Origin of the sequence: Lacrimispora sp. (genome assembly GCF_031982545.1) — a bacterium.
In the GTDB taxonomy this organism is placed as follows: Bacteria; Bacillota; Clostridia; order Lachnospirales; family Lachnospiraceae; genus Lacrimispora.
Map to the genome: position 1 here is coordinate 85,046 of NZ_DALYXB010000011.1, position 13,956 is coordinate 99,001.

General features: G+C 42.9%; 11 protein-coding genes. All 11 read right to left on the reverse strand.

The window, feature by feature from the left end:
* Nucleotides 1-5: 5 nt before the first annotated feature.
* Nucleotides 6-917: an ABC transporter permease gene (locus tag ABS301_RS18515; RefSeq protein WP_349673624.1), complete on the reverse strand. Its 912-nt coding sequence runs from the start codon at nucleotides 915-917 to the stop codon at nucleotides 6-8.
* Nucleotides 895-1,857, reverse strand: a complete 963-nt coding sequence (locus ABS301_RS18520; protein ID WP_349673740.1) for an ABC transporter ATP-binding protein — start codon at nucleotides 1,855-1,857, stop codon at nucleotides 895-897. The genes ABS301_RS18515 and ABS301_RS18520 overlap by 23 nt, the downstream gene beginning before the upstream one ends.
* Nucleotides 1,857-4,349, reverse strand: a complete 2,493-nt coding sequence (locus ABS301_RS18525; protein WP_349673625.1) for a DUF8725 domain-containing protein — start codon at nucleotides 4,347-4,349, stop codon at nucleotides 1,857-1,859. The genes ABS301_RS18520 and ABS301_RS18525 overlap by 1 nt, the downstream gene beginning before the upstream one ends.
* Before the next feature lie 4 nt (nucleotides 4,350-4,353).
* Nucleotides 4,354-5,478 carry a sensor histidine kinase gene (locus ABS301_RS18530; protein ID WP_502877984.1) on the reverse strand — a complete coding sequence of 375 codons (1,125 nt, stop codon included), beginning with the start codon at nucleotides 5,476-5,478 and terminating at the stop codon, nucleotides 4,354-4,356.
* A 1-nt stretch (nucleotide 5,479) separates the two neighbouring features.
* Nucleotides 5,480-6,187, reverse strand: coding sequence for a response regulator transcription factor (locus tag ABS301_RS18535; RefSeq protein ID WP_104439107.1), 708 nt, complete (start codon nucleotides 6,185-6,187; stop codon nucleotides 5,480-5,482).
* Between the two features lie 146 nt (nucleotides 6,188-6,333).
* Nucleotides 6,334-8,475 (reverse strand): RNA degradosome polyphosphate kinase, encoded by a 2,142-nt coding sequence (locus tag ABS301_RS18540; protein WP_349673627.1) that lies wholly within the window; start codon nucleotides 8,473-8,475, stop codon nucleotides 6,334-6,336.
* Nucleotides 8,475-10,043, reverse strand: a complete 1,569-nt coding sequence (locus ABS301_RS18545) for a Ppx/GppA phosphatase family protein (RefSeq protein WP_349673628.1) — start codon at nucleotides 10,041-10,043, stop codon at nucleotides 8,475-8,477. The genes ABS301_RS18540 and ABS301_RS18545 overlap by 1 nt, the downstream gene beginning before the upstream one ends.
* Nucleotides 10,044-10,140: 97 nt before the next feature.
* Complete coding sequence (locus ABS301_RS18550) at nucleotides 10,141-11,370, reverse strand: ATP-binding protein (protein WP_349673741.1); 1,230 nt, start codon at nucleotides 11,368-11,370, stop codon at nucleotides 10,141-10,143.
* A 120-nt stretch (nucleotides 11,371-11,490) separates the two neighbouring features.
* Entirely contained in the window at nucleotides 11,491-12,627 is a 1,137-nt protein-coding gene (locus ABS301_RS18555; RefSeq protein ID WP_349673629.1) for a bifunctional chorismate mutase/prephenate dehydratase, read from the reverse strand.
* Nucleotides 12,628-12,661: 34 nt separating this feature from the next.
* The gene (locus ABS301_RS18560) at nucleotides 12,662-13,420 is read right to left on the reverse strand and encodes a lysophospholipid acyltransferase family protein (protein WP_349673630.1); all 759 of its coding nucleotides are present in this window, start codon (nucleotides 13,418-13,420) and stop codon (nucleotides 12,662-12,664) included.
* A 54-nt stretch (nucleotides 13,421-13,474) separates the two neighbouring features.
* Entirely contained in the window at nucleotides 13,475-13,945 is a 471-nt protein-coding gene (locus ABS301_RS18565) for a putative ABC transporter permease (protein WP_349673631.1), read from the reverse strand.
* Between the last annotated feature and the right edge of the window lie 11 nt (nucleotides 13,946-13,956).

Consider the following 13,956-nt stretch of genomic DNA (forward strand, 5'->3'; position numbering starts at 1 on the left):
CCTTCTTATTTTTTTCTTTTTCTTCTTCTCTTGGGCTGACTGACGCCCTTTATGGCTATCAGAATAAATATGGCTGCCAGAAGAAGCTGAATCAGGATGCTTAACAGCACCCAGTTATTCATGATGAAATTATCCGGGTGAGGTCCAAACCAGTTATTTAAACTGCTTATCACCGGATTAATCCCCGCCTGTTTGTTGATCATCACGTAAAAGGTTGCCACTGGATTTAACAGTAGCAAATACAGGCAGGGACCAGAGTTTGCCTGATCTGTCACTCCATTAATACTGGAAGCATAAGAACTGTCCATATTCATTCTTGCCATGGAAAGCATAAATATATTGACTGCATAAGTTCCTGCTGCTATAAAAACCAATACCCCGTAGCTCACCACGGTGGCTACAGTTGATCGTTTTAAAAGAGAGGAAAAACAGATTCCCATACTTCCGCAAAGAAGTGCAACGGTCAGATAACAAAGCAGCAGCAGAAGCACATCATGAATCATTACTCCGCCATACACAAAGGAAACCGCAAGCAGAGGGAAGCTGGAAACCACCATGAGAAACATGGTACTGAAAGATGATAAAAGCTTTCCCCATATAATTTCTGATGGCTTCATGGTTGTGGTCAGCAAAATATCAAGGGTCTGCCGTTCCCGTTCACCGCTTATACTCCCTGCAGTGAGTGCAGGCATAATAAACATCAGCATAACAAATTCCACAACTGCGACAAATACGTATAAAGTGGTAAAGGATGAATACTGGATCTCAGCCGTCAGCTTTACCCGTTCTACTACGGAATACATATTTAGCAGAATTACCAGCGCCAGGATGGAATTAAAAATCACCAGAATCAGTGCCAGCCGGAAACTTCTGGCGCTGACCATGGTCTCCCGCTTATAAACCGGATTCGTTTTCATGTACAAGCACCGCCTTTTCTTTATCAGGATCTGTAATCTGCATAAATAAGGATTCCAGACTCCCCTGTTCCCTGCTAAATCCATGAACCATTACTTCCGCATCAATCAGCTGCTGAAGTAAAATGGCCTCATCCTGCTGGTCTCCGATAAAATTCACCCGGATATCCCCTTCCTTGACTGCAATCGTCTGCACACAGGGCTGGCTTTTTAAAATAGTAAGGGCTTTCTCCTTACTGCCCAGAATGGAAATAACCAGGGGATTGGTCGCATTCACCCGCCTTAAAATCTCTTCCATGCTTCCGCTTAAAACCATCTTTCCCTGGTCAATGATTCCGATATCAGTACACAGCTCAGACAGCTCAGACAGAACATGGGAGCTGATAAAAATGGTCTTTCCCTGTTCTTTCAGTTCTTTTAAAATCTCCTTAAACTCAAACCGTGTTCTTGGATCCAGACCAGAGGCAGGCTCATCAAGTACCAGCAGGAGCGGATCATGAATCAGGGCTCTGGCCAGACAGAGGCGCTGCTTCATGCCTCTTGATAAACTGTCTACATAGAAATCTGATTTATCCTCCAGCCCTACCTGTTCCAAAAGAGTCATATACCGGCTTCTGGCTTTGAGACCATTAATTCCGTAACAGGAAGCAAAAAACTCCATATATTCATTGACCTTTAAGTTGTCATATACTCCAAAAAAATCAGGCACATAGCCGATTTCCTGCTTAAGTAAATTCAAACCGTCAGACACATCTGTCCCGTTAATTAAGACCTGACCGCTGTCTGCAAATAAAAGGCCTGTCATAATCTTAATAGCAGTGGTTTTTCCCGCTCCATTGGGTCCTACAAAACCATACAGGGATCCTTCGGGAATCATTATATCAAGACCGTTTAAGGCATGAAATTTGCCGAATTTTTTCTTTAAATCTTTAATCTCTAATATCATTTATTCCTCCCCAGAACCATCAGCATGGGCAGTGTCACATACCAGTTGTTTTCTACGCTGTCCTCACAGACATATTTGACTGTCAGTGTATTACCCGGTGATAAATATGAGACCAGTTCCCTCGCCGAATATTCTGTTTTTCCTGGATCCATGAGATCATAATTACCAGTATCGTGATTGTAAAAGTACATTTTCCCTTTAAATATATTGGTATAATTCGTACTCTGACTGTCTAAAAATTCTTCGGAAGGATTCTCAAATATCAGTTTCTCCACGCTCACATCATTACCCAGAGAATATTCCAGCGCAACCGGATCCACGCCGTAGATGGCATTGGTATCCGAATAATACTGTCCGCTTACTGTTGAAGGCATTCGCATCAGCGCAGATCTGTAAGTCTCATCATCCTTTTTCAAATTTACATTGATGGCAGAGGTATACATAGTTACCCCATAGGTCTCATATCCCCCGTTTACAAGGAACTGATTATCCTTCTGATCCTCGCTGAACGCTACAATCCGTGCTTCCTGGTTGTAAAAAGAGGAATACCGGTCCAGATAAAAGCTTAAAATATTGGTTCTTGAAAGAGCAAGCATATAATCCGGGTCTTCTATATCCGCCTTTGAATACTGGTAGCCTCCTGTTACCCGGGCAGATACCTGGAAGGAATTATTGATGGGATAATTGATAACAGAAACCCCATCCAGCTGTTTGGTCTCCCCTGGCTTCAGCTCATCAATGATAACCATCTTGCCATACATGAGAATCCCTACCTTTTCCACAGAAAAAGGATATTCATTGGTAACCGTTCCATATACATTTCCATTAAACAGAGTGATTTTCGCCCACAGGCCCTTCCGGTTATCATTTGAAGTTCTTTTCTTCAATGCATAGTATTTAGGCGAAAATGCGGCTGCATTCTGTGCAGATACTCTTGTTCCGTCTTCCCCATAGCTGATCCGTACATTATAATCTTCACTACCTGTAAACTTTGGCACAGGAGCCCTTTCATAGGACTTGCTTCTGGTTATGGGGAGAAGGTTATAGGAGGGATCTAATAGTATGGAATAGGCTCTGTTATAAGGGGTTCTCATATTAATATAGGTATATTCATCCTCATAATTTTCGGAATTATCAAAAATTGTGGCATAGGTAAAAAAGGTGTCCCGAAACCTGGTTTTGGCACCCATGAAGTAAACCACCACAGTAAACAGAAGAGACACAGACACAATCGCAGTCCTGTAATAACGTCTCTTGTCTTTCCGTTTTAAAATCAGATAAGTACCTGGTCCCACCAGCACAATATAGGATAAAATAACGATGGAATAGAACGCAAGACCTGGAAGCTTATCCACGTCTCCAGTATTAAGCATGTTCTGAACGGACCAGAACTGGCCGGAATTGCCGCTATATAAATAAGAAGACAGATTATTTAATCTGGTTTCTCCAAGGAGAGCCGTAAACATCTTATCAACGTAGGAACGCTGTGTTTCGCAAAACGGAGCAATATCAACAAAGTCATAGGCTGCAACACCGACAACTCCTTTTCCCCTGACTGCAGCTGTTAAAACAGGAAACTGATCATTAGACAGGACACCGGTTCCTCCCTTTAAAGAGATATCGGCGCAGACAAGATTCATAAAGGAATCTCCAGGACCATTCGTGGCATACTCCACTCCCATGTCCACCGATTTTTCTGCAGGTACTTCGTAATCTTCATTGAGCAGGTCTGACCGGAACGCATACAGCGTATCATCTGCACGGGCGCCGGTTCCAAGAAGAAGGGTTCCTCCATCCTTTACCCATTCCATTATGGCAGATATCTGATCCTTTGAAAGCTTTCTGGTATCATAATCGGTTATGACAAGTACATCAAGCAGATCCAGACCGATCACATGATCGGGCAGCTTCTCCGCCTGCATAGGAAACGTTCTTATTTTCACAGCGCTGTAATTGACTCCCACGCCCTCCATGTAGGACAGTTTCTCCGGTGCGTCAGACAATATACCTGCATAAAGTTCTGCCACATCTGTGGGCACGTTCATCTTTAAGCGCTTTCTTATTAGTTCTGTACCCTGGGAATCTAACAGCTTTACATATAAAATATCCGCTCTTCCCACGGGAATATCCAGAGATTTCTCTACAGAACCCATGGCATCCAGGGTAATGGGGTAATCGTACTGATAGATGTCATAATCGGATTCCATCGCCTCGACGCGCACTGTACCGTTAAAGGGTGATGCAGACTGGCTTTTCAGTGAGAAATTCACAGGAACATAGCGGTCTGCCTTGGCGTTTCCGTCATATCCATATGTAACCTCCATGCCGATACCGGAAGTATTCTCACCAACATATTCTTCAGAATAGGAACTTCCCCCATTCCCGCCATTCTCCGTACCATTTGCGGTCATGCCGAAAACAGGCAGCAATGAGCTGCCTGCCAACGTGAGCGCCATGGCACAAATCAGGGATATCTTTCTGAGTTTCATTTTGTCACCCTATCTTTCCAAAGTTCTCTTTATTCACATCAAAATTAGTTTTCAGTTTTACCGTAAATACAGTTCCTGACAAGTCACTGGAGACATGAATGGTTCCCCCGTGCATATCCACAATGCTTTTGGATATGGCAAGGCCAAGACCTGTTCCTCCTGTATTGGTGGAACGAGACTGCTCCACACGGTAAAATTTGTTGAAGATCAGAGGAAGTTCTTCTTCCGGTATGACATATCCGTAGTTTACCACCTGGATCGATACAAGTTCTTCACTTCCATGTACCTTAACCAGGATTCTCTTTCCATCTGCTCCGTATTTGATTGCATTATTAATGAGATTATCAAACAGACGGGCCAGAAGATTGGCGTCTGCTGAAACGATCTGGACGGGGACATTGCTTTGCAGCTCATAGGAAAGGTTCCTATCCATAAAACTGGGATAAAACTCCTCCAGCAGCTGGCTTAAAAGTTTTATAACATCCACTTTTGAAACGTTCATTGAAATCTTTCCGTAATTAAGCTTGGTAAATCCAAACAGATCTTCAATCAGCTTTTCCAGCCGTTTTGTCTTTACGTATGCAATCCCTATGTACTTTTTCTGCAGTTCCTGGTCAATAACTCCATCTTTGGATAAGAGCTCCAGATAACCGATGGTGGAAGTAAGCGGTGTTCGCAGGTCGTGGGCAATATTGGTAATCAATTCATTCTTTGTCCGCTCCGCTTCCCGCTCTTTATCCATTAAATCTCTTAAATCTCCAACCATCTTGTTTAAACTGGCTGCCATGACGGAGAACTCATCATCCCCTTCAAGATCCACTGTTATGTTTAAATCTCCTTCAGAAATCCTCTGCATTGCATCGGAGATTCTTCCGATGTAACGCATGGATTTTTCCTGAAGCAGGAGAAACGTCACTGCGAATATACCAATTCCAAAAACAACATAGATAATTATCACCACCACATCAAATGAGGTGAGCATCTCAAGGAACGCATTGTCCTTTTGAGTGCTCCTCATATAAGATGCAATCAGCGATACATTGGTTACCAAAAATATCTCGATCAGAACCGTTACAATGGCACTGTAAAATATATTGGCAATGACCCGGGTATGGAAACGATGATTGATATCATTTTTCAATTTTGTATCCTACCCCCCAAACAGTTGTGATGATCTTGTTCTGTCTGGTGTCTTCCTTCATCTTTCCTCTCAGACGCCTGATATGTACCATTACCGTGTTATTGGCTTCATAAACCTTTTCATTCCATACTTTTTCAAATATCTCATCTGTACTGAACACTCTTCCCGGATTGGAAGCCAGCAGGTACAGGATATCAAATTCGATGGGGGTAAGTTTTATCTCTTCTCCATATACCGTCACCTTATGATTATCCTTATTGATGGTCAGTCCCCTGATTCCTATTTCATTCTTTGCCGATTCGTTTACCGCACTGTTGGGATTAAGCTGGGTATAACGGCGCAGCTGAGATTTGACTCTGGCAGTCAGCTCCAGTGGATTAAAGGGCTTTGTCACATAATCATCTGCACCGGTTCCAAGTCCTAAAATCTTATCTAAATCTGTTGACTTGGCACTGAGCATAATAATCGGAATGTTGTTGGTTTCCCTGATCTTCTTGCACATGGTCAGACCGTCCATCCCAGGCATCATAATGTCTAAGAGTACCAGATGGATCTGAGTCTTTGTCAGAACCTCCAGTCCTTCTTCTGCATTGTTTGCCTTGTATACTTTATATCCGTCACTGACCAGATAAATCTCCACCAGATCCGCAATCTCTTTCTCGTCATCCACAACCAGAATGCTTATTGTCTCGGACATTGAAAAATACCTCCCTTGTCGTTATGTAAGCGGCGTTCTCAAATTGAAAAAGAAAAAGCCTGCATCCATTTTACCACAAGAAAGGTATCTTTGCCTTACTATTTTCTTACAAAAAACCTATAAAAAGGTAAATCAGGAACACCCTCTCATCCCTGACTTTCAGTCGGAATAAACACCCTGCTGCCAGCCGGATCCAGCCTGCCAAGTTCCGCTCTGACATACAGAGATGCCTCCTCACAAAACTGCTCCTGGCAGTTGATCAGGGTCTTTCCTCTTTTATCCGGCTTCTCCCATGTCCCATCCGGCTGCAGAATATGAGCCTTAACATTATCCTCTAATTGTATTTTCAGGACATGCATAATTCGTTCCAGGAGCTTCTCATCTTCCACAGGGAACATAATTTCCACCCGCTTATCTAAGTTTCTTGGCATCCAGTCGGCACTTCCAAGATAAAGTTCCGGACTTCCGTCATTTTCAAAATAGAAGATTCTGGCATGTTCCAGAAAATTACCTACAATGGAATGTACTGTAATTTTTTCACTTAAACCAGGAACACCTGCTTTTAAGCTGCAGATGCCTCTTACAATCAGCTGTATGGTCACTCCTGCGCAGGAAGCTTCGTACATGGCAGCAATCACCTCTTTGTCACACAGGGAGTTCATCTTAGCTATAATGTGAGCTGGCTTACCGGCCGCCGCATTCCTGGTTTCCCGGCGTATCATCTTTAAAAATCTGGCTCGCAGCCAGATGGGTGCCACAACCAGTTTGTTCCAGTGAAGAGGCTCCGAATATCCGGAAAGCATGTTAAATACTGCAGTTGCATCCTCTCCGATCTGAGGGTTGCACGTCATCAGTCCTAAGTCTGTATAAAGCCTGGCAGTAGAATCATTATAATTTCCGGTACCCAGATGAACGTAACGGCGGATGCCATCCTCTTCCCGGCGCACCACCAGGGTTATCTTACTGTGAGTCTTTAATCCTACCAGTCCATAAATTACGTGACAGCCGGCTTTTTCCAGTTTCTTCGCCCAGTTGATATTATTTTCCTCATCAAAGCGGGCTTTCAGTTCCACCAGAACAGAAACCTGTTTCCTGTTGTCCGCAGCTTCCAAAAGAGCGGCAATAATCGGGGAATTTCCGCTGACCCGGTAAAGGGTTTGTTTTATTGCCAGTACCTCCGGATCCTTTGCGGCGGTTTTTACAAACTGAACCACGGGATCAAAGGTCTGGTAGGGATGATGAAGAAGAATATCTCCCTTACGGATATTTATAAAGATATCATCTTCATTCATCAGTTCAGGAACCTGCTGCGGAATGTAAGGGATTTCCTTTAAATGATCAAAGCCATTCAGTCCGTACATCTTCATGAGGAAGGTTAAATCTAAGGGACCTGCAATCTCAAATATATCACTGGAGTTTATATTTAATTCTCTCTTTAAGGTCTTTAACAGGCGTTTATCTATTTTATCTTCCACTTCCAGACGGATGGCTTCTCCCCACTGACGTTTTTTAAGCTGCTTTTCAATTTCTTCCAAAAGATCAACAGCTTCCTCTTCATCAATGGTCAGATCGGCATTCCTCATGACACGGAATGGGTGGGAGGTGACAACGTTGTAATTTAAAAACAGACTTCCCATGTTCCGTTCAATAATCTGTTCCAGAAGGATAAAGGACCGCTCCCCTGATTCATCGGCAGGAAGCTCCACAATTCTTGGAAGAACACTGGGAACCTGCACCATGGCAAACTCAAGTTCCTCTTCACCGCTTTTCTTTTTTAAAAGTGCCGCGATGTTTAACGATTTATTTCGAATCAGAGGAAATGGTCTGGAGGAGTCCACAGCCATAGGAGTCAGCACTGGATAAACATCCCGGATGAAATACGTATCTGCAAACATGCCCTCTGCTTCACTTAAATCTTCGTGACTGGAGATGACACGAAGTCCGTTCTGCTTCAAAGCAGGAAGTATGGAACGGTTATAGGTGGAATACTGCAAAGAAACAAGCTCATGGGTCTGTTCGCTGATCTTCTCTAACTGCTCATCGGCTTTCATGCCTGCAATATCCGGTTTGGTGTATTTTGCATGAACCATATCCTTTAAGGAAGCCACACGAACCATATAAAATTCATCTAAATTAGAAGCTGTTATGCTCAAAAATTTCAACCGCTCAAAAAGAGGCAGGTTTTTATCTCTTGCCTCACTTAATACCCGGTAATCAAACTCGATCCAGCTCAGCTCTCGATTTACATAATTATCCGGATTGTAATAAATTTCATTCATGTCTGCCATCAGGATAACCTCCTCTTCTGCCTCAGTACAGGCCTGATACCAAATATCTCCTCAAAAAAATCTGCCTTCTGATTAAACGATAATGCTTCCAGTGTCATATCTCCTTCATAAGATGTGGTTACTACAAGCTTCCCTTCCTTAACATTCATCCGGCTGTCTGATAATTTCTGTTTGTGGCTGCGATCCATGGAATTGGCAAGCCTTAATATGGCTGTCAGCTTTGCAATTAAAATGGTAATATCCTCATGAGACAATTCTCCCTTTGTATTACGGAATAATTCCTCATTGAGCTGCACCCGGTTATAATCAAATTCCAGACCGTTGTACCGTACTACATTGGCAATAATTTCCCGCTCCATATGGGACAGGCCAATTATTTCAGTTGACATAATAATGTTATAAGCGGACTCACTTGGCTTTCTCATGCTGATAAATTTGCCGCATGCATGTAAAATGGCCGCAATCTGTAAAAGAAGCCGCTCCCGTTTGCCCATACCGTGATACTTCTTCATGCAGTCGAAAATTCCAAGTACATACTTTTCCATGGAAACCGTATGAGGACCATGACACTTATAACGCTTTGCCATGTTCCTGGAGGCGGCCAGAATATCCTCAGAAAAATCATGATGAAATTTCACTGTCCTGGCTTCTTCTGCGTATTCTGCAGCAATGCTGTCGCATAAGCGGATTCCTGGAATCCAGAACATCTCAGCTCCGGTCAGTTCCAAAACACGTTTAAAAATAATCGCGGCAGGAACTAAAAGAGCGGCGTATTCTGCATTGACACCAAACCGGTCCTGAATCTGGTCCAGAGACATTAACTTGATCTTTTCATAAAAAATAATAAATTCCTCCGCAGTGATCCACTCTACCGGCTTTCCGCCATGGCTTTCTCTTGAAAGATAAAGAATGCTCTCCCCGATACCGATGAGGTTTTTAATCTCACGGTCTCTTAAATAAACCTTGCGGAACGTGTTTAACTCATTGTCAACCATCTCTTCAATCAAGGTGTTCTGCATCTGGGTACTCACCTGCATATCGCCCATCATCTCACGGATCCTCAATACTCCAAGCATCAGATTCTGGGTGGATATAAGAGCGTCCTTATCAAACAAGGATACCTGCATACTTCCAAATCCCACATCTACGATGGCAGTCCCTTTTTGTATAATTTTATTAAATTCCGCATCCTTGGAGGCGATTGCCTTGTAACTGATAAAACGCTGCTCGGAATTGCTGATAATCTGAACCTCAATGCCGGTTCTTACCCGGATCTGATCCAGTACGATCTGACTGTTTTTTGCTTCCCGAAGTGCGCTGGTCGCATAGGCACGGTATCCTGTGACTTTATAGGACTGCATAATATCTGCAAAGTCTTCAATTACCTTGCACATTTCGTCTACTAATTCGTAGCGGATTTTTCCGTTCTTATAGGTGTCCCTACCAAGGGCGATGACATGGCGGACATGATCAATCTTGCGGATTCCCGTTTTAGGGGAAATCTCATAGATGCCAAGTTCAAGTTCAAAAGATCCCACATCAATAGCGGCAAATAATCTGATTGCCATACTTGTCCTCCTCACTGCCCTCTACAGGACAGTTTTTTACTATTCTACCTTATTTTATTCCCTTTTGTGTCAAATATCGGTAAAATTTGCAAAAAGATTAATTATTTTTCTCTTTTGCCAAAAGATAGGTAATAAACTGGCTTGCAGTTCTTCCAGATAAACCGCCGTGATTCAATTCCCATATATTTGCTTTTTGGTAAAGTTCTTCTAAGGGCATGGAAATCTGGCTGCGGGATGCCAGCTGTTTTACAATCTCTTTAAATTCAGCTGGTTCCGGAGCACCATAATAAATGGTTACACCAAATCGTGCCACAAGGGAAAGCTTCTCCTGGACGGTATCATTATTATGTAATTCATCATCCAGTTGCCTTTTATCGCTGAATTTTTCACGAATTAAATGACGGCGGTTTGAGGTTGCATAGATTAAAACATTGCCAGGCTTCTTTGCAAGCCCGCCCTCGATAATCGCCTTTAAATATTTATATTCCAGTTCCGTATCCTCAAAAGATAAATCATCCATATAGATGATAAACTTATAATTTCTGTCTTTAATTTGTTCCTGCACTTTGGTAAGTGTATGAAACTGGTGCTTATATACTTCTATAATCCGTAGACCTCTATCATAATATTCATTTAAAATAGCTTTGATACTTGAAGATTTCCCGGTTCCGCTGTCGCCAAACAAGAGAACGTTATTAGCCGCCTTCCCATCTAAGAATGCTTCCGTGTTCTCAATCAGCTTCTCCTTCTGCCTTTCATATCCCACAAGTTCATTGAGATAGATGTGATCCATACTGGTAATGGGAATGATCTGAGGTTCCTGATCCGTCTCCTCCACGCGAAAAGCTTTATTCAAGCCGAATTTTCCTACGCCAAAATACTTATAGAATAAGGTTATTTTTTCTCCAAAGGCTTTCACGTCCGGAGCTTCCTTTAACTCTACTGCAAGCGTTACGATCTGATCACGGATTCGTCTGTTATAAATTTTACTGTTGCCGTTATTGGCATGGTAATCAGAAAGGGCGGACCAGATTCCCTCTTCTTCCCCGCAGTCTAATGCCCGTATGTCCTGATCAAACAGCTCCTTCATAATCTTAAAATCATGGGCAGCCAGTTGATTTAATGTTCCCAGAATGGGACCTGTTATTTCGCAGGACGTACTGTAAGCGTTTTCGTTATCTGCCAGGCACAATGCTAAAAAACAATGCCAGAGATTCCCCTCAAAGCCATAAGATGCTGCCAGCTCGATAAGCTGACCGGCACAGGCGCAGGATTCCGGCATTGTTTCTGTATTTTTTTCCTGGATAAGAGTCAGCTGTCTTAACATCTGGTCAAAAAGTTTCTGATATTTTAAATCGCGGTATAAAATCAGTTCCTTCACGTTCCTTATTCCTCCCTGTGTAAACGGAAGTCCGGCCTTAATGCAGGCCGAACCTCTCTAAATTCCTTAATAATTTCCCAGGACTCTCATATTACGTCCCTCTTCTAAAATCCCTTTCAGAGCATTCTGAATGGAACATTCACTTAAATTCCCTTCCATATCTACAAAGAAGCGGTATTCCCAGTTTCTTCCCGGAATGGGCCTTGACTCAATCATAATCATGCTGACTCCGTTATAAATCATATTGCTCAGCATGTTGTAAAGAGTACCGCTCTTATGAGGCAGTTCAAAGCTGATGCTGATTTTTTGTGCTTCCTCCCGGTAGATTCTTTTATTTGACAGGATAATAAACCGGGTGGTATTGGACTTATTATGATTGATGGAAGAATTAAGAACTTTCAGTCCATAAAGTCTGGCAGCGGTCTCACTGGCCACAGCAGCCTGAGTGGGATCTCCTTCTTCGATAATCTTTTTAGCAGCAGCCGCGGTATTCTCCACACTGATCTGCTTCCAGTTCCTGTTGGCATTTAAAAATTCTGAACACTGCATCAGTGCCTGGGGGTGGCTGAATACAGTTCGGATATCTTCCGTTCTTGAATCTTTCAACCCTAACAGCCCATGATTTACGGTTAAAAATGTCTCAGCCACAATATAATTGTTGTATTTCATCAACAGGTCATAGTTGTCGATCACTGCACCGGCAGAGGAGTTTTCAATGGGAAGCACCGCATAATCTGCTCGTCCGGACTCCACTTCCTTCATGGCATCCTCAAAGGTAACCACATGATAACAGCTGATATCAGTTCCGAAATACTGAAGCGTGGCAGCATGACTGTACGCACCCTCCACTCCCTGATAAACCACTTTTACCCCATCTGTGGGAATACTTTTTACCGGTTGAAAGGTATCTTCCCCTTTCATTCCATGCTCCGCCATCAGCTTGTACTGATAATGGCGGCTGATGGTCATCATCTGGGTAAACAGTTCACTGACTGCCTGTTTCATGAATGCATCTTCCACCATTCCGGTTACGGAATCAATTTTTTGTGTTTCCCGTTCCTTATCATAAACCGGTTTTCCGGTTTCAATCTTAAATTCAGCCACCTCGCCGCTCAGTCTCATCCTCTTTTCGAACAGTTCCACAATTTCACGGTCAATGCTGTCAAGCTGTCCTCTGATCTCAAGCAAGTCTAATTTTTTCATATGTCCATTCCTCTGCCTTATCTGTTGGTCTTTTTTACCGGCCCGTCAGCTTTCCCTGAAGGGAAATTTCTTCTTCCAGCATACTCTCAATCTGTCTTTTTACATAAGCACCGGGGAATTTTTTAGATTCCGGTTCCAGTTCTTTCACCAGAAACGGCTCACCAAATTCAATGGTTACTTTTGAAGACCGAATGAATGGAAGGTGCTTCTCAAATACTTCTGCCGTTCCGGATATGGCAACCGGAACTACCGGACAGCCGCTTTTCTCTGCTATTTTCAAGCTGCCTTCCTTAAAAGGAAGAAGTTCCATTATATCTTCATTTGTGTTCCTGGTTCCTTCTGGAAAAATCCAGACAGAGACTCCGTTTTTCACCTGCTCAATTCCCTGGAGAATGGTTTTTAACCCTTCTTTTACATTGTGTCTGTCCAAAAACAGGCAGTTCACATGCTTCATCCAGCTGGAAAGCAGGGGGATTTTTTCCATCTCTTTTTTAGCCACAAATCCCACCAGACCAGGAACTGTGGTATAGCCAACAAGAATATCAAAATAGCTTCTATGATTTCCCACATACAGAACAGCCCGGTCACCTGGTATCTTTTCTTTTCCTTTTACTGTAATTTTAACTCCTGCAAAAAACAGGATAATCTTAAAGATCCACCGGACGTTAGAAATACTTCGTTCATCGCTTGCACGAAGGTTCTTTTTACCAGCCATGTTCTCAAAAATCAGAACCGGGATGCTTAAGATCAGATAAAATATAACGGATGCTGCTACAAGAATAAATCGAATCATTGGTCTAATCCTCCATTCCATCTATTATATAGAATGGACTCTTTAATTACAATACTACCTGCCTTTCTTTTTTGTAATTTGTTCGAACAATAATCCCGTAGCAAACCACAGCGGTGCAAAATCCAGACGAATCAGGCCGTCAATGTTGGTGCTCCTGCCGGTATAATCCCATGGGCAGATTCCCCTGCCGCGTAAAAGTGTTCCGGAGAAATACTCTGCCACAAAAATCAGCACCATATAAAGGAATCCATGACGAATGGCAATATCCGTCCGGGCAGCAGCCAGACCAGTTCTGGGATTGACCCAGCGGTCAATCATCATTCCAATGGGCGCCAGAAATGCTCCACATCCATAAATAGGAAACATAAGAAGAGACGTCTGACCCATCAGACGCAAGTCATGGCGTAAGAAGGAGTCTGTTGCAGTAAACATTACTTCCAGGCACCAGCCTGTAACCCCGCATTTACAAAAATTTAAGGGTAACTCTTTTAAGTTTAATTGTGATAGTATCTTCATAAGCATCATTATGTGCCGGA